The following is a 15,716-nucleotide window of genomic DNA, read 5'->3' on the forward strand; positions in this document are numbered from 1 at the left end:
TTTCAGAGGATGCAACTTAAGCCGTCTATTAACCGCTGGTTTTCAGCCTCAGTGCGAATGGCGACACGGAAATAGCGATCGCCTAGTGATGGAAAACTCAAACAATCCCGAATCAGGATCTGGTGTCGCTTCAAAAGTTCCATTTGCAGTTGCACGACCGATCGATCCGACTCGACCAGCAAAAAATTCGCTGCACCAGGAGACGGCTGTAACCCCGGCAAGCTAGCTAAACCGTGAAACAACCGAGGCTTTGCTGCCGCCAGCCACTCCCACGTCTGCTGCTGAAATGCGGTGTCTTGCACCATCACTGCACCTGCTGCTGCTGCTAGTGCATTCACAGACCAGGGGTCGCGCCACTCTTGCCAACGCTTGAGCCGATCGGGATGGGCGACCGCGTAGCCCAACCGCAGCCCCGGCAGGCTGTAAAACTTCGTGAGCGATCGCAATACCACCAAATTTGGTTGCTCCAAAACCAGATCAATCACGCTCTGCTGCTTGTCTGGTGGCAAGAAGTCCATAAATGCTTCATCTACTACCACCAGCGCGTAATCATGCAAATGCGGCTGCAAGCAGTGCTTTGTTAAAAGGCTCCCAGTCGGGTTATGCGGATTGTTGAGCAATAGCCCAAGCGCTTGACCATTCAATCGCTGCTTACCGGCTTCGAGCGGCAAAGCCTGTTCAAAATTCCAATGGCGATCGTCCTGAGGTGCTAACGGACGTGCCAAGACGTGAGCGTTGAAGGCTTTAAGCGCTCGCTGATAGTCACTAAAGGCAGGCGTAAACAGGCAAGTAGCGTCCAACGCCGCTAAATCACGACACGCCCAGGTCAACAGTTCAGCCGCACCATTACCAGGAAGAATATACTCTGGTGGCATGTGATGGAATGCACCGAGCGCTGATCGCAACGCACTATATTGAGGGTCAGGGTACGCCTTCAGGTCGCCCAAGTGCGCTTGAATGGCAGCGATCGCAGATTCTGGGGGACCTAGCGGATTAATACTGGCAGAAAAATCAAGAATGGCAGAGGGGGAACAGTGAGCAAGCGATGCTGCCCAAACTAAATTTCCCCCATGCTGCGGACGGTCAGGCAAAGGCGCAATCGCCGAATCGTTATTGCTTTTCAGGAGCAACCTTCTCCCTAAACAGCTTTCCGGCTGAAAATGCTGGCACCTTCGTCGCAGGAATATCCATCTTGTCACCCGTTTTGGGGTTACGTCCCTCGCGGGCTTTGCGCTCCCGTGGCTCAAAGGAACCAAAGCCAACGAGCGTTACTTTGTCACCCTCGCTCACGGCTTCGACGATCGCTTCCAAAGCAGCCGTCAGCACCGCATCAGCCTGCTTTTTCGTCACGCTGGCTTTATCTGCCACAGCATCCACCAACTCTCCCTTATTCATAGGTTCTCCTTAGTTTTTTAGGGCATAACGCAGTGTTTATCGGGGTTTCGAGCGAAATCCAGCAATTAAAGATTCTGCTTGAATTTCTATAAAACGGCTGAAACACCGACGCACTCGAACTTTTAATGCCTTATTCTAAAGCGATCCATTCGCTCTGGATCGGCGAAACCTTTAAGATATGTGGCTTTTGAGACTTTTTTGCTAATTCCAGACACCCGCAGCTATAAGAAAGCCATATAGATAAAGGCTTTGGGGCGTGGATAGCGGCTAGCAACAAGAGGCTAGGGAAGCAGAGGCGGAAGGCAAAGCTGAACTACTGAACTGCTGCTAAAGCCACATAAGCCGTGCTCTGCCTCATTCACTGGTAACGCAGGGCAAGGCAAAACTCAAAACCTTTCCTACCCCTTACTCCTTACCCTTCATTGCCTACACCAGCGCTTTCAGCCGTTGAATTAATTGCTCCGCAGGCACAACGCCTTCAATGCGCTCTACAGGTTGCCCCTGCTTAAACAGCACCAACGTTGGCAGCGCATGAATTTGGTGCTCTGATGCTAATTGAGGGTACTTTTCTGTATCAATCTTGATGACCTTTACCTGATGCTTCATTTGAGCATTTACTTGCTCTAAAATGCCTGCCATCATTTGACAAGGACCGCACCAGGTTGCATAAAAATCTACCAAAACGGGCAATTCTGAGCCAGAAAGCAACTCCTCAAAGCTATCAAACTGCTTGTTTACTGCCATTATTCAAATTCTCCAAGTGCCACTCTTCTATCCTAATCCTGCTAACACCGATCGCCCCTCATCCCGTCGGCTCGCTCCCCCTTCTTTTGTTTCCCCTGCCCCCTCTGCCCTTTGCCCTTTGCCCTCTGCCTCGTCTGCCCTCCTTGTTTACTCCCGCTCGGCTAAGCCCTTACGTCGAAGCCTACTCCCTACTCCCCCTTTCCTCTATGATCATTGAGCGACATTTGGAGAAAGGACTATGGAAGCACTGCCAACTAGCCAGCAACGACTACAGGGAAAAGTGGCGATCGTCACCGGAGCCTCACGCGGCATTGGTCGTGCTACGGCTCTAGCGTTGGCGGCAGAAGGGGCAACGGTTGTGGTTAACTATGCCAGTTCTCGGGAAGCTGCCGATCAGGTGGTGGCAGAGGTTGAGGCTTTGGGCAGTAGCGCGATCGCCCTTCCTGCAGATGTGTCTAAAGCCGATCAGGTGGATGGGTTAATCAACGCTGTCATGGAGAAGTGGGGGCAGGTGGATGTGTTGGTCAACAATGCTGGCATCACCCGCGATACGCTGCTGCTACGGATGAAACCAGAGGACTGGCAGGCAGTTATTGACCTCAACCTAACAGGTGTCTTTTTGTGTACCCGCGCCGTAAGCAAAATTATGCTGAAGCAGCGATCGGGTCGCATCGTCAACATCACCTCTGTTGCAGGGCAAATGGGCAATCCTGGTCAGGCAAACTATAGCGCTGCTAAAGCAGGTGTCATTGGCTTCACCAAAACAGTCGCAAAAGAATTGGCAACCCGCGGCATCACGGTGAATGCAGTCGCTCCTGGCTTTATCACAACAGACATGACGGCTGACGTTAAGGCAGATGCTATCTTGCAATTTATTCCGTTAGGACGCTACGGCAAGCCTGAAGAAGTGGCGGGGCTGATTCGCTTCCTGGCGGCTGACCCTGCTGCTGCCTACATCACAGGACAGGTGATGAATGTTGATGGTGGGATGGTGATGGCTTAGGGGGCAGAGAGCAGAAGAAGGCTGAGGGCAGAGGGCAGAAGTAAAGAAGAAGGCTAAAGGATGAAGGCTAAAAGCTGACCGCTGACGGCTGAAAGCTAAAAAATTGCTCAAATGCTGATCACGACTTTGCCAAAGTGTGCGCCGCTTTCTAGATAGCGCATGGCTTCCTTCGCAGCAGAGAAGGGAAACGTCCGATCGATAACGGGTTGCATTTTGTGCAACGCGATCGCCCGATTCATTGTCTCAAACAAATCGCGGGAGCCAACATAGATGCCTTGAACGCGGACGTGTTTATGCAGAATAGCGCTGGTTTGAACGTCTCCAGCCGTGCCCGTTAGCACGCCAATTAAAGCAATTCTGCCCCCATAACGAACGGCTCTCAACGACTGAGACAAGGTGTTTGAGCCACCCACCTCAATCACATGATCAACGCCTCTGTGGTCTGTCAGTGCCCAGACCGCTTCCTCCCAGTGGGGTGTCGTTTTGTAATTAATGCCAACAGCGGCTCCCAATTGCTTTGCCCGCTCCAGTTTGGCATCGCTGCTACTGGTAATGATGACCGTTGCCCCCATCATCCTGGCAAATTGCAGTGCAAAGAGTGAGACCCCGCCCGTGCCTTGCAGTAAAACGGTGTCGCCCGCTTTTAGTTGCCCTTCAGCTACCAGCGCATTCCAGGCAGTAACCGCCGCGCACGGTAACGTTGCGGCTTCCTCATAGGAAAGATGAGCGGGAATTTTAACGATGCCTTGCTCACTAAACACCACGTATTCTGCCAGCACGCCATCGATCGCCCCACCCAGCGCGGATTTTGCTTTTTCTGAGGTCAGTTCGCCTGCCAGAAACGTTTGCATAAAGGCTCCTGCTACGCGATCGCCAATCTGTACACGGTTCACGCCCGACCCTACGGCAACGACTTCGCCTGCACCATCCGAAAGCGGCACGATCGGCTGTATCGCTTGGGAACCGTACGCTCCCTTTATCACCAGTAAATCCCGATAGTTCAATGAGGCAGCGTGCATCTTCACTAAAACTTGCCCTACTTGCGGCTGCGGATTAGGTCGCTCTACTAGAGTTAGTGCCTCTAATCCCGGCTGATCATTACGTAATTCATACGCTTGCATAGAAATCTCCTAATAAGGGTAAGGGAGGGGGAAAGCAGGGGACGCAGGGAAAGCGGGAGGAGCAAGGGAAGATTTAAGTTTTATGCTTTGCATTTTGAGTAGAGAGAGATTTGATTGCTCCTCTGCCTCCCCTGCTCCCTCTGCCCCTTCCGCCCCTTAGTCCTCCGAACACCTTGATTTTGGAGGTTTGCCTACATTTTGCCAAGTACGCACATTTTTGTAGAGTACTATCAAAAAGTATCCTGTCTGAGAACTGCTATGCGAAAACGACAGAACGTTTGCCGCTACGGATGTGCGGTAGAAGCTACTCTGGATGTCATTGGCGGACGCTGGAAAGGTGTGATTCTTTTTCACCTTTTAGAAGGCACAAAGCGTTTTAATGAACTCCATCGGCTGATTGATGGTTGCACTCAGCGTATGTTGACGCTGCAACTGCGAGAGCTAGAGCAGGATGGCGTAGTCTTGCGGACTGTTTATGCTGAGGTGCCGCCAAAAGTTGAGTATTCACTCACTGAATTTGGTCGTAGCCTGGAGCCAATTTTGCTGTTGATGCGGACATGGGGTGAGCAATATACCAGCCAGTTGACCCAGCAGAAGCAAGTCCATGCGGTCGATCGCGCCTCGGCAGACACCACCGCTTGACTCAAAAATCTAACTCGCAACGGAATTCCTGATTCCTTAGCACTCGATCGCAGAGAGTGCTAAAGTCAATGTGGAGAACTGAGCGAGTAGTTATGGCAAAAATTGTTGTCTTCAATGACGAATCGCGGCAGGCATTAGAGCGAGGCGTGAATGCGCTGGCAGATGCCGTTCGCGTGACCCTGGGTCCCAAAGGTCGAAACGTCCTTTTGGAAAAGAAGTATGGCGCACCCCAGATTGTGAACGACGGTGTGACGATCGCTAGAGAAATCGAGCTAGAAGATCCGCTGGAAAATACAGGCGCTGCTCTCATCCGTGAAGTTGCGTCTAAAACGAAGGATCTGGCAGGCGATGGCACTACCACTGCTACCGTGCTCGCCCAAGCCATGATTCGCGAAGGCATGAAAAATGTCGCCGCTGGCACCAACCCAGTTGCCCTACGACGCGGCATTGAGAAAGCTGTGATCAAACTGGTGGAAGAAATTCAGGCAGTCGCTAAACCTGTGGAAGGAAACGCGATCGCCCAAGTTGCTACCGTTTCATCGGGTAACGATGAAGAAGTCGGCTCCATGATCGCTGAAGCGATGGATAAAGTTGGCAAAGATGGCGTGATCACCGTCGAAGAATCCAAATCCCTCAGCACTGAGTTGGACTTGGTAGAAGGGATGCAGATCGATCGCGGCTACATTTCCCCGTACTTTGTCACTGATGGCGAACGGATGATTGCCGAATTGGACAATCCCCTTATTCTGATCGCCGACAAAAAAATCAGCTCCATCCAGGATCTGATTCCCGTGCTGGAGAAAATCGCGCGATCAGGGCAACCCCTGCTGATCATCGCCGAAGATGTAGAAGGCGAAGCGCTGGCAACCCTTGTCGTCAACCGTCTCCGTGGCGTGCTCAACGCAACCGCAATCAAGGCACCTGGCTTTGGCGAACGTCGTAAAGCGCTGCTGCAAGACATTGCCGTTCTGACGGGTGGGCAAGTTGTTTCCGAAGAAATCGGACTCAGCCTTGATACTGTCACCCTCGAAATGCTGGGTAAAGCACAGAAAATCACCATCACTAAAGACTCCACCACGATCGTCTCTGGGGAAGAAAACAAAAAGGACATCGACCAGCGCGTTGAGCAAATCCGCAAGGAACTCGATCGCAGCGATTCTGAATATGACAAAGAAAAACTGCAAGAACGCATTGCTAAGTTAGCAGGTGGCGTAGCGGTCATCAAAGTCGGTGCCGCAACTGAGACGGAACTTAAAAACCGCAAGCTCCGCATTGAAGATGCCCTCAACGCGACTAAAGCAGCCGTTGAAGAAGGTATCGTTCCTGGTGGTGGCACCACGCTGATCCACCTCATCCCCAAACTGGCTGAGTTTAGAAACAGCTTGAGCGCTGAAGAACAAATCGGAGCCGATATTGTCATCAAGGCACTAGAAGCCCCTCTGCGTCAAATTGCAGACAATGCTGGTGTTGAAGGCACCGTTGTCGTCGAAAAAGTCCGTCATTCTGACTTCAACACTGGCTATAACGCTCTCACCGATGTCTATGAAGACCTGATTGCAGCGGGAATCGTTGATCCTGCTAAGGTCGTACGCTCTGCCATTCAAGATGCAGCCTCGATCGCAGGCATGGTACTCACCACCGAAGCACTGGTCGTCGAAAAGCCTGAACCAAAAGGTGCTGGCGGCGGTGCTCCTGACATGGGTGGCATGGGCGGTATGGGTGGCATGGGCGGTATGGGCGGCATGGGCGGTATGGGCATGATGTAGTCCAACCGCGCTAGATCCATCCCTTTAGGATTCTTTAGAGCAGCTTGTTAACGACAGGCTGCTTTTTTGCTGGCGATCGCTTAGCCCGCTTACAGACGGTTCATTTGTATCTACCAGAGCTTCTATTCCTCCCTCATCCTTTATCCTTCATCCTTTTGCCATAACCCCTAAGCTCCCAAAACCGTTACTAAGCAACCTGACAAATGCTGTAAGACCATCATTTATCGAGCAAAGTTGATTAAATAGGGAAGACACTCAGTCAACTCGTTACGAGGAACTACTAGATGGTCGAGCATCGCTTTTCTACTACTACCCTGCCATCAGTTCATACGTCATCCGATGACGATTCCCACTTCGACTATTTCTACGACACTCCAGGCAGTATGCCGGGAACGCTCAACATCGAAGCGGATGCGTCTCCGCCTGTCATTGTGCTGATCGACTATAACGAAGCACTAGCGACTCGGCTAGAAGTTGAAACGCCCGAAGACTGCATTCCCTACCTGGATACTGAATCTGTCTCCTGGGTGGATGTAAAAGGTCTGGGTAGCGAAGATGTGCTGCGCCGTTTGGGAAATGTGTTTAACCTTCATCCACTTGTGCTTGAAGATATTGTTAATGTTCCACAGCGTCCCAAAATCGAGGATTATGACGATCAACTGCTGGTTATTGCGCGCATGGTGACGCTGAAGTCATCTGGCAATGGTTTTATTAGTGAACAAGTCAGTCTCATCTTGGGTCGGCACTACCTGTTGACGGTGCAGGAAGAACCAGAATACGACTGCTTTGGTCCCATTCGTGAGCGTATTCGTACTGGCAAAGGTAACATCCGCAAGCAAGGCGCAGACTATCTGGCTTATAGTCTGCTGGACTCGATTATTGATGGCTTCTTCCCGGTTTTGGAAGAATATGGCGAGCAGATTGAAGCACTGGAAAATGAAGTGGTCGAGAGTCCGTCGCGTCAAACTCTAGAAAAAATTCACACCGTTAAACGCGAATTATTAGGCTTGCGACGTGCCATCTGGCCCCAGCGTGATGCTATTAATGCACTCATTCGTGATGGCAGTGATTTAATTAGTCCCGATGTACATATCTATCTTCGCGATTGTTACGACCATGCCATTCAGGTGCTTGATATGGTAGAAACCTATCGTGAGTTGGCAGCCAGTTTGATGGATGTGTATCTCTCGTCAGTTAGCAATAAGATGAACGAAATTATGAAGCTGCTAACCGTGATTTCATCTATCTTTATTCCGCTTACGTTTATTGCCGGGATTTACGGCATGAATTTTAACACTGAAAAATCACCAGTGAATATGCCTGAACTCAATTGGTATTGGGGTTACCCGCTAGTCATGGTATTAATGGCACTGATTGGTGTGAGTATGCTCTTCCTTTTCTGGCGGCGAGGATGGTTTGAGAATTTCTCGACGGTCAGCGCTAAAAGCAGCACTGCTGAACAAAAACAGCTTCATTCTTCAATGCGCCGATGAACCCTGTTGATCCGATTATTCTGACAGCTTATGTGCTGTGTATTGCCTATTTTCTGTACCTGATTGTTGATGCCTTCAACGATGAGTTTACGATTCATTTAGATGCAGATTTTCTCAGGCAACAGTTAGAGAATCAGAACCTAGAGGGCTTAATTGACATCAGCTTCAAATTTGATAGCCGTTATGAGTTTGACAAGCTTAAGCAACTGGCGATTAGCATCAAAAATCAAGCAGCTTATGAACCCGTTGATGATAAACCGCACGGCATTTCGCTCTATGTGGATTGGGATTACTGTGCCTTCACGGATCTAGATGGTCGATCGCGCCGGGTCACCCGTTTAATGCCTGGTACCACTGTAGATCTCTTTCAAAATCAAGTGTTTAGCACGATTACGCCTAACAGTACACTTAAGGAAACTATCACGGCTGAAGATTTACTCCAGCGAAAAGGCGAACGAAAGGCAGACAAGCTTGATAGTACGTCTCCAGCAAACCTGGAAATTGAGGTGACCAAACCCCTGATCGACTTATCAAAGCCAGGTATAAAGGCACCTGCTAAGGCAAAAGAACGATACGCGCGGTTTATGCAACGCTATACCGATCTGACCTTCTTCCTCGAACTGGCATTTCGCATTGTGGGTCCGCATGGAACGGTCAGTGGCGATCGTGTCTATATACTCTGCAAATTCGTCATGCACAAGCTCCCCTGGACAGCAGGGCTGCCATGGAATCCAAAGTCTTAGGCAGCGGAGCAGAGCAGAAGAGGGGCAGAGGATGTCAAATAATGTAAGGTAGCGCTCTTACTTTGTTAAAAGAGGCAAGGGCTGAACAACGTTTGTGCTTACTTTAAGCCCTTTAGATAGCTGATCACCGATCCTTTCTCCATAGAAATACAGACATCAAAAAAAATGATGGAGGAAGATCCGCAATCTTCACAGGGGGTTTTAGGCGTAATTTTGGCATGGTTGTAGTGGCAAATCACCAAGCAGCGCCTTGCTTGCCTGTCGTGGGTGTTGCCCGCCCTTGCTACCTGGAATTTTTCTTATGTTTTCCTTACAACACGCAAAGCTTTACTTCCCATTCCGACAATTTCTGACCCAGCCAGTCTTTGACTCCAGGTTTAAGGTTGTACTTAACCCGCGTCACTTTTACCGTTTGCATCAAATTGCACTGTTCGAGCGTTGTCTGGTTCAAGAATGTTCCTCAAAAGATAAACGCTACTAAAGCGGTAATGTCTAGATTTATATGTTGACGGCAGGGCGATTGCTCTGCCGTTTTGTTTGGAAAAGTGTCCTATCCATCCGGAGAATGGATGAAGCCCCCGAATGAAGATATGAAGATAGTTTAGCCAACTAAATGTAAACGCAGGTTAGGCGCTGGTGCGATCGCCGCTGCCGCCACAGTTGCTTTGGGGTGTGCTATTGAGTGCTTAATGTTTTAACTAGGGGAGGCGATTGATGCTAGCACACGAGTCTACTTACTATGTGGGTGTTCCTGGAGGCAATGCCGAGATGTCTCTGAATGGACTGCGAGCCATTTTGGGTCAGGTAGAGACGGAGCTTTATCAAAGTGAAATTTATGGGCAGATGCTCTCAAGCATCAAGGCATTGCCAGAGGATCTAACGAGGCAAGTGCAGTGCATGGTGCGGGCAGTCGGTAGAGAAGCGATTCGACTGGCGTTACGTAAGCTGGTGCGAAAGAAACCGGCAGGGCTTATGCCATCAGGCGGTCAAGGCTTTAGCGGCTCAACGTTATCAGTGGCTGCACCCAAACTCCAACAACCACCTGCACCGCCACCACCGAACGCTAGCCTTAATGAGGTAGCTATGACCGCGCCCGCTCACAACCACCCTCCGACCACTGTACTTGCTGCACCTTCAGATAGCCCTCCAACCCACCTCCTGAATGGGCATATTACCGTTTACCCACCGCCAGCGATGCCGACAACAAAGCAACTCAGAGCCAATATGCCTAAAAAGCGTAGCAAAAAAGAGTTGGCAGCACAGTCAGCGCTACAAGCACGCGAGGCTTGCCTGCGAGAATTGGGTCAAGTGATCCGGCAGGCGCGGCAAGAAAAAGCCTGGTCTCCGTACCATCTCCATATGAAGACCCAAATTCCCGTTCATCAATTAGAAGCGTTGGAAATGGGGCGTATCGATCGACTACCAGAGGACATTTATCTGCGTGGCTTTATTCGCCAGATTGGTAATACTTTGGGTTTGGATGGCAACCACCTGGCAGCATCGTTACCGGAGATCGAGACTGCAACAGCTGTTATACCGTCATGGCAACAGCCAAAAACGCACGTTGGGTTACGCTTGGACTCGATGCACATCTATGTAGGGTATGCAGCCCTTATGGCTAGCGGCATCGCCTGGGTTTCGCAGCAAGCCGCCCCCCCGCAGGTAAATTCAGCACCAATGCCACCACCAGTAACAGTCGAGCCGTCAACGGCTCCTGCTCAAGCGGCAACTGCTAAGGCTAGCCAGAAAAATGTATCAACGCTCAGTGGCAAGCAGAGTACGGCAATGCCAAGCAATATGTCACCACCCGAACGTAGCCCTGTGCGGTAAAAACTGGGTTGCAGCCGCTAGAGCTACTGCCTTCTAACGTTTGCCTGATAGGATGGACGATAGGTTGTTTCACTAACGGCATCAAACGTGGTTGTTAAGCCAGAGTGGTTACGGGTAAAAGCGCCGCAGTGGGAGCGGGTCGGTAACGTTAAGGAAATCTTGCGTGATTTGGGGCTGAACACAGTTTGTGAAGAGGCATCCTGTCCCAATATTGGCGAGTGCTTTAACAGCGGCACTGCCACCTTCCTGATTATGGGACCTGCTTGCACCCGTGCTTGCCCCTACTGCGATATTGACTTTGAGAAAAAGCCAAAACCGCTTGACCCGGCAGAACCAGAGCAATTGGCAGAAGCAGTGCGTCGAATGCGGTTGAACCATGTGGTGGTTACATCGGTTAATCGGGATGATTTGCCCGATGGTGGCGCAGCTCAGTTTGATCGCTGTATCCGTGCTATCCGTGCAGCGTCACCAGGAACCACGATCGAAGTGCTGATCCCTGACCTCTGCGGCAACTGGGATGCGTTAGCAACCATCTTGCAAGCAAACCCAGATGTGTTAAACCACAACACCGAGACGATCGCGCGCTTGTATCGTCGGGTGCGCCCACAAGGTAGCTATCAGCGATCGCTCGAACTCTTGCAGCATACTCGTGCTTTCGCTCCCTGGGTTTACACCAAGACGGGCATTATGGTGGGCTTGGGCGAAACCGATGCTGAAGTGCGGCAGGTGATGGATGATCTGCGATCAGTCGATTGTGACATTCTGACGATCGGGCAATACCTCCAGCCCAGCCAAAAACATCTCGGTGTTGTAGAGTTTGTGCGACCGGAGCAGTTCAACGCTTGGAGAATTTATGGTGAATCGCTGGGCTTCTTGCAAGTAGTCGCTTCGCCGCTTACGCGCAGTTCCTACCATGCCGAGCAAGTCAGAGCGCTAATGGAACGGTTTCCACGGGAAAGAGGCGATCGGCTTCAAGCGGTTAGCCCACCGCAGTCTGCGATCAAACCATCGCACGCTGAGAGCTGATCGCCTTAGCTTATGTCACAACGTACGATCGTTATTCTAGGTGCTGGAGCCTGGGGCATCACGTTAGCGGGATTGGCAGCCGCAAAAGGGCACAGTGTACATCTGTGGTCACGCCAACAGGGTGACTTGCAAACTGTTCTCGGTGACGCTGATCTTGTCATCTCGGCTGTCTCTATGAAGGGAGTGAGTGCAGTAGTCGAGCAAGTGGGGCAGGTGGCGATCGCCTCGCATACGGTTTTTGTTACTGCAACCAAAGGGCTGGCAGCCACTAGCAGCGCTGACACCATGCCCCTGCTACCGTCCCAAATCTGGCAGGCAGCCTTACCATCGCATCCTATTGTTGTGCTGTCAGGTCCCAATCTCTCCCAAGAAATTCAGCAGGGCTTACCCGCCGCCAGTGTTGTTGCCAGCCACGATCGAGCCGCCGCAGCAACGGTGCAGGCAGCGCTCTCGTCTAATGCGTTTCGGGTTTATACCAATCCCGATATGCTGGGCGTTGAGCTGGGTGGGACGCTCAAAAACGTGATTGCGATCGCGGTGGGGGCCTGTGATGGTCTGCAACTGGGCACAAATGCGAAAGCAGCGCTAGTCACTCGCGGACTTACCGAAATTATTCGTGTGGGCACTTACTGGGGCGCGAAACCAGAAACCTTCTACGGTTTGTCTGGTTTGGGTGATTTGCTGGCAACCTGTAACAGTGCGCTTAGTCGCAACTACCAGGTTGGTTACCAACTGGCTCAGGGCAAAACACTCACCGATGTCATCGCCCAACTTCAGGGCACAGCAGAAGGCGTGAACACGACCCAGGTCTTGATAAAATTAGCCAACGAGCAAGCGATCGCCGTACCCATTTCACACCAGGTCGATCGCTTGCTCAAGGGCGATATTACACCACAGGCTGCCGTCGAAGCACTGATGCTACGGGACTATAAGCCAGAGATTCACTAAGGTTCATTTCAGGGATTAAGAGTTACAATGCCACTCATTACAGCGATCGCAGCCTTGTTTAGTCAGCCACCGATTCCGTTTAAGCCAGAGCAGCAAACGTTAAAGGGCTGGGCAATGTACTGCTTGCGCGATCGTGGCTTCAAAGTCATTTATGCCCAAAACGCCGATTTTGCTGTTGAAACGCGGGAAGGCAGCAAGGTTTATTTCAGCGTCACTGAGGATGCGACGAATCTGGACAAAAAGATTGGTTGGATTGTGCGCGATAGTGCGACTAATCAAATTACCGTGATTCCACCCCAGTCTTAACTAGCTACAAGCGCAAGCTTGATGCACTCAGGAAACCCTTGCTTTAGACGATGGTCGCATTTTAGAAGCCTGACTACGCATAAAGCGATCGGCAATTTTAGACCGTTGCTGCCAGCTTGACCGGAGCGGGTTATCGACCCTCACAGGACTCAGCAGATTAGAGATTTCATCCCAAAGCGAACGATCGGCTGTATGGAGATCGACGAGTACCAGGATAACCCCTAATAACAGCAGCGTGACACCAAACATAAACAGACCCAACGACATGGGCACGAGCCATTCCAGGTCGATCAACGTCCTTAACGCTAGCGCGAAGGTACTGGCGATCGCACATAACAACGCATAAGCATTTGCCAAAACCCCGTACCGCACGACTTGGTAGCGATACTGTAGTTGACGGAGAGACTTTTTGGCTTGGAGGATGCGATTAGTGCTGCGATCGACTCCCTTGCTATCGCTTCTTGCTTTGCCGCGCATATCACTAGCCTCCAGCAAATCAAGACACTGGCGACTAGCGACTTGCAGCGTTTCTTCGAGTGCTGTCTGGCGTAGACTGACGCGATTCAACAGCAGCACGCAGGCAAACGTCATCAGCACCGAGTTCAAAATTAGTTGGATTAACTGAGTAGTCTGCTCAACGCTCATGGGGATCCCCTCAGCCATGCGGCTATGTAGGCAAATGATACGGGTTGTTTGTCAACGACGCAACCAATAGTCATCAATATCATAGATTACTTCAGTACAAATGAACTATCTAGGTGGCAATTAGTTTAAGTTAGACGGCTAGCTTTACCAAGTTCCAACGGCTGATCAAGAGCCTTAAAGCAATACCAGAGTCCAGAGTCACAAAGCTATTCATCCTTACAAGTAAAAATAAATTGCATTATGTTGCTGCGCCACCTAATCAGTGACGTGAGGATGCGTTGCCAGGATAAGATCCCCCTTAACTACATTGTGATGGTCGATCGCCCGCTTAAGAGCAAATGCCAAAGAAAACGCTGCTAACCAATACAACGTGTGAAGAGAATGGCAGTTCCAGTCAACTGGTTGTCCTTCTTCATGCGTATACGCATACATCTCAGCAGATAGACGAGGTGCGATCGGCGGTGAAAGAGTCCTTACCCAATGCAGATCTGCTGGTGCCTGATTATCCAGCGGGGATTTTCGCGAATACAAACCCTAGCAGAGTTGCCGAGAATTTGGTGCAACATATTGAGGATGCCGTCACGCAGCGAACCAACCGATTAGACTACTAATCGTACGATCGCATTCTTTTGGTTGGGCATAGTGCTGGGGCGCTCATCCTTCGCAAAACCTATGTCATGGCAATGGGGTATGACAGTGACCATGTGATGCTGGGCAAGATACCTCAGCGCGCATGGGCAACGAAGGTCGATCGCATTATTTTGATGGCTAGTATTAATCGAGGGTTTTCGCTGGCGCAGCGACCTGAAGATATGAACTGGATCAAGTTTCAATTACAGCGGCTAGGTTTCGCCCTCCTCGCCCTCACCAACACTGGAAGATTTATCCGCCGCTTGCAACGAGGTAGCCCGTTTGTTGCCAATCTACGGATTGACTGGATTCGGCTTAGTCAAAACTCCACCGCTGTACTACCACAGACGATTCAGCTTCTCGGCGATCTGGATGATGTTGTCTGTGAAGAAGATAACGTTGATGTTGCAACCGATCAGAACTTTAAGTATCTCAAAGTCCGAGACACCGGGCATGAATCGATCGTGCGCTTTCAGGAACCAGAGATTGGAGCCTATCGCAAAGCCCGGTTTCAACACGCCCTTACAACCCCCTTTGAAGCCATCGAAGGCGACATCATTCCAGATGCAACCGTTGATCTATCGGTAGACCAGGTTGTCTTTATCATGCATGGCATCCGCGATACAGGGTTATGGACAAACGCTGTACGCCAAGCTATTGAAGCGCAGAAAAAAACGGCTTATGTCAGTGTTGCGGGCTATGGCTATTTCCCCATGCTACGGTTTTTGCTGCTAGGTGCACGGCAAACGAATGTGCACTGGTTTATGGACGAATATACTGAAGCGATCGCCCGCCATCCCAGAGCTGCCCTAAGCTATATCGGTCATAGTAACGGCACCTATTTAATTGCCAGCGCTTTAGAACGATACCGCGCCTGCACAATGGATCGTATTGCGTTTGCTGGCAGCGTTGTCCGTAGTGATTATGATTGGGATGGCTTAGTGAGGCAGGGGCGTGTCCAAACCATTCGCAATGATGTTGCCTCTGCCGATTGGATTATGAGCATCTTTCCCGGCTTTTTTGAACTTTTGCGCTTCAGTGACTTGGGCACCGCAGGACATAACGGCTTTGCCGCTCACGAAGGCAAGAAAAATACGGTTGCCTACTTCAAGGGTGGTCATGGTGCCGCCCTGCAACCGCAAAACCACAACTCGCTGGCACACTTTGCGCTGACCGGCGAAGTTGTGCGAGAAGACACGCTTCTCGTCAAACAACAGTCCAATGTTGTGGCTATGGTGTCGAAACTGTGCTGGGCAGTGTGGGCTGCGATCGCGATCGCCCTACTGCTGCTGGGCTTTGCCATCGTTTCCCTGCTTGCTCTACTGAGTGTTCCTGCTGGCGTTTCCTGGCTGCTTTATGCTTGTCTGGTGCTGCTGTTGCTCTATACGCTGTAGCGTTCTGTTTATACAGGTGAGCCGATAAAC

17 protein-coding genes are annotated in these 15,716 nt (G+C 50.8%); 11 read left to right on the forward strand and 6 right to left on the reverse strand.

The annotated features are described in order from the left end of the window. Positions 1–2: 2 nt before the first annotated feature. The 3 genes from cobD to trxA all read right to left on the reverse strand — a co-directional run bounded on the left by cobD (position 3) and on the right by trxA (position 2,139). The gene (gene cobD, locus H6F76_RS11340) at positions 3–1,091 is read right to left on the reverse strand and encodes a threonine-phosphate decarboxylase CobD (protein ID WP_190508259.1); all 1,089 of its coding nucleotides are present in this window, start codon (positions 1,089–1,091) and stop codon (positions 3–5) included. 19 nt (positions 1,092–1,110) lie between these two features. Further along, positions 1,111–1,395 carry an HU family DNA-binding protein gene (locus H6F76_RS11345; protein WP_190454649.1) on the reverse strand — a complete coding sequence of 95 codons (285 nt, stop codon included), beginning with the start codon at positions 1,393–1,395 and terminating at the stop codon, positions 1,111–1,113. Between the two features lie 426 nt (positions 1,396–1,821). After that, a complete protein-coding gene (gene trxA / locus H6F76_RS11350; protein WP_190454652.1) occupies positions 1,822–2,139 on the reverse strand; it encodes a thioredoxin in 318 nt (105 codons plus the stop codon). 238 nt (positions 2,140–2,377) lie between these two features. Between trxA and fabG the strand changes: the two genes are divergently transcribed. Beyond that, on the forward strand, positions 2,378–3,142 hold the full coding sequence (gene fabG, locus H6F76_RS11355; RefSeq protein WP_190454658.1) for a 3-oxoacyl-[acyl-carrier-protein] reductase: 765 nt from the start codon (positions 2,378–2,380) through the stop codon (positions 3,140–3,142). Positions 3,143–3,249: 107 nt separating this feature from the next. Here the strand turns inward: fabG and H6F76_RS11360 are convergent, their stop codons facing one another. Continuing rightward, positions 3,250–4,263: an NAD(P)-dependent alcohol dehydrogenase gene (locus H6F76_RS11360; RefSeq protein ID WP_190508261.1), complete on the reverse strand. Its 1,014-nt coding sequence runs from the start codon at positions 4,261–4,263 to the stop codon at positions 3,250–3,252. Between the two features lie 258 nt (positions 4,264–4,521). Here H6F76_RS11360 and H6F76_RS11365 point away from each other — a divergent pair, with 258 nt between their 5' ends. From H6F76_RS11365 to H6F76_RS11380, 4 genes are all read left to right on the forward strand, one after another. Continuing rightward, positions 4,522–4,905, forward strand: coding sequence for a helix-turn-helix domain-containing protein (locus H6F76_RS11365; RefSeq protein ID WP_190508262.1), 384 nt, complete (start codon positions 4,522–4,524; stop codon positions 4,903–4,905). A gap of 92 nt (positions 4,906–4,997) precedes the next feature. Then, entirely contained in the window at positions 4,998–6,671 is a 1,674-nt protein-coding gene (gene groL, locus H6F76_RS11370) for a chaperonin GroEL (RefSeq protein WP_190508264.1), read from the forward strand. Positions 6,672–6,955: 284 nt separating this feature from the next. After that, the gene (gene corA / locus H6F76_RS11375; RefSeq protein WP_190454670.1) at positions 6,956–8,164 is read left to right on the forward strand and encodes a magnesium/cobalt transporter CorA; all 1,209 of its coding nucleotides are present in this window, start codon (positions 6,956–6,958) and stop codon (positions 8,162–8,164) included. Continuing rightward, positions 8,161–8,907 carry a hypothetical protein gene (locus H6F76_RS11380; RefSeq protein WP_190508266.1) on the forward strand — a complete coding sequence of 249 codons (747 nt, stop codon included), beginning with the start codon at positions 8,161–8,163 and terminating at the stop codon, positions 8,905–8,907. Before corA ends, H6F76_RS11380 begins: the two co-directional genes overlap by 4 nt. A gap of 310 nt (positions 8,908–9,217) precedes the next feature. On the opposite strand, the gene H6F76_RS11385 is transcribed toward H6F76_RS11380, so the two are convergent. Continuing rightward, positions 9,218–9,358: a hypothetical protein gene (locus H6F76_RS11385; RefSeq protein ID WP_190508268.1), complete on the reverse strand. Its 141-nt coding sequence runs from the start codon at positions 9,356–9,358 to the stop codon at positions 9,218–9,220. Positions 9,359–9,621: 263 nt separating this feature from the next. Between H6F76_RS11385 and H6F76_RS11390 the strand changes: the two genes are divergently transcribed. From H6F76_RS11390 to H6F76_RS11405, 4 genes are all read left to right on the forward strand, one after another. Further along, positions 9,622–10,737, forward strand: coding sequence for a helix-turn-helix domain-containing protein (locus H6F76_RS11390; RefSeq protein WP_190454677.1), 1,116 nt, complete (start codon positions 9,622–9,624; stop codon positions 10,735–10,737). Positions 10,738–10,824: 87 nt separating this feature from the next. Then, positions 10,825–11,763: a lipoyl synthase gene (gene lipA / locus H6F76_RS11395; protein ID WP_190508270.1), complete on the forward strand. Its 939-nt coding sequence runs from the start codon at positions 10,825–10,827 to the stop codon at positions 11,761–11,763. 12 nt (positions 11,764–11,775) lie between these two features. Beyond that, positions 11,776–12,711: an NAD(P)H-dependent glycerol-3-phosphate dehydrogenase gene (locus tag H6F76_RS11400; protein WP_190508272.1), complete on the forward strand. Its 936-nt coding sequence runs from the start codon at positions 11,776–11,778 to the stop codon at positions 12,709–12,711. Positions 12,712–12,738: 27 nt separating this feature from the next. Continuing rightward, positions 12,739–13,017 carry a hypothetical protein gene (locus H6F76_RS11405; protein WP_190508274.1) on the forward strand — a complete coding sequence of 93 codons (279 nt, stop codon included), beginning with the start codon at positions 12,739–12,741 and terminating at the stop codon, positions 13,015–13,017. A gap of 27 nt (positions 13,018–13,044) precedes the next feature. Here the strand turns inward: H6F76_RS11405 and H6F76_RS11410 are convergent, their stop codons facing one another. Then, positions 13,045–13,662 (reverse strand): DUF2721 domain-containing protein, encoded by a 618-nt coding sequence (locus H6F76_RS11410; protein ID WP_190508276.1) that lies wholly within the window; start codon positions 13,660–13,662, stop codon positions 13,045–13,047. A 338-nt stretch (positions 13,663–14,000) separates the two neighbouring features. On the opposite strand from H6F76_RS11410, the gene H6F76_RS11415 reads away from it, so the two are divergent. After that, positions 14,001–14,273, forward strand: coding sequence for a hypothetical protein (locus tag H6F76_RS11415; RefSeq protein ID WP_190508278.1), 273 nt, complete (start codon positions 14,001–14,003; stop codon positions 14,271–14,273). Between the two features lie 18 nt (positions 14,274–14,291). After that, a complete protein-coding gene (locus H6F76_RS11420) occupies positions 14,292–15,686 on the forward strand; it encodes a hypothetical protein (RefSeq protein ID WP_190508280.1) in 1,395 nt (464 codons plus the stop codon). Positions 15,687–15,716 lie beyond the last annotated feature (30 nt).

It is taken from the genome of Leptolyngbya sp. FACHB-321, assembly GCF_014695975.1.
Classification (GTDB): domain Bacteria; phylum Cyanobacteriota; class Cyanobacteriia; order Leptolyngbyales; family Leptolyngbyaceae; genus Stenomitos.

What these genes read in the sequence shown, in the direction of transcription:
- H6F76_RS11345 (WP_190454649.1), bottom strand. Translation starts at nt 1,395, where the DNA reads ATGAATAAGGGAGAGTTGGTGGATGCTGTGGCAGATAAAGCCAGCGTG.
- trxA (WP_190454652.1), bottom strand. Translation starts at nt 2,139, where the DNA reads ATGGCAGTAAACAAGCAGTTTGATAGCTTTGAGGAGTTGCTTTCTGGC.
- fabG (WP_190454658.1), top strand. Translation starts at nt 2,378, where the DNA reads ATGGAAGCACTGCCAACTAGCCAGCAACGACTACAGGGAAAAGTGGCG.
- H6F76_RS11360 (WP_190508261.1), bottom strand. Translation starts at nt 4,263, where the DNA reads ATGCAAGCGTATGAATTACGTAATGATCAGCCGGGATTAGAGGCACTA.
- H6F76_RS11365 (WP_190508262.1), top strand. Translation starts at nt 4,522, where the DNA reads ATGCGAAAACGACAGAACGTTTGCCGCTACGGATGTGCGGTAGAAGCT.
- groL (WP_190508264.1), top strand. Translation starts at nt 4,998, where the DNA reads ATGGCAAAAATTGTTGTCTTCAATGACGAATCGCGGCAGGCATTAGAG.
- corA (WP_190454670.1), top strand. Translation starts at nt 6,956, where the DNA reads ATGGTCGAGCATCGCTTTTCTACTACTACCCTGCCATCAGTTCATACG.
- H6F76_RS11380 (WP_190508266.1), top strand. Translation starts at nt 8,161, where the DNA reads ATGAACCCTGTTGATCCGATTATTCTGACAGCTTATGTGCTGTGTATT.
- H6F76_RS11390 (WP_190454677.1), top strand. Translation starts at nt 9,622, where the DNA reads ATGCTAGCACACGAGTCTACTTACTATGTGGGTGTTCCTGGAGGCAAT.
- H6F76_RS11400 (WP_190508272.1), top strand. Translation starts at nt 11,776, where the DNA reads ATGTCACAACGTACGATCGTTATTCTAGGTGCTGGAGCCTGGGGCATC.
- H6F76_RS11405 (WP_190508274.1), top strand. Translation starts at nt 12,739, where the DNA reads ATGCCACTCATTACAGCGATCGCAGCCTTGTTTAGTCAGCCACCGATT.
- H6F76_RS11410 (WP_190508276.1), bottom strand. Translation starts at nt 13,662, where the DNA reads ATGAGCGTTGAGCAGACTACTCAGTTAATCCAACTAATTTTGAACTCG.
- H6F76_RS11415 (WP_190508278.1), top strand. Translation starts at nt 14,001, where the DNA reads ATGCCAAAGAAAACGCTGCTAACCAATACAACGTGTGAAGAGAATGGC.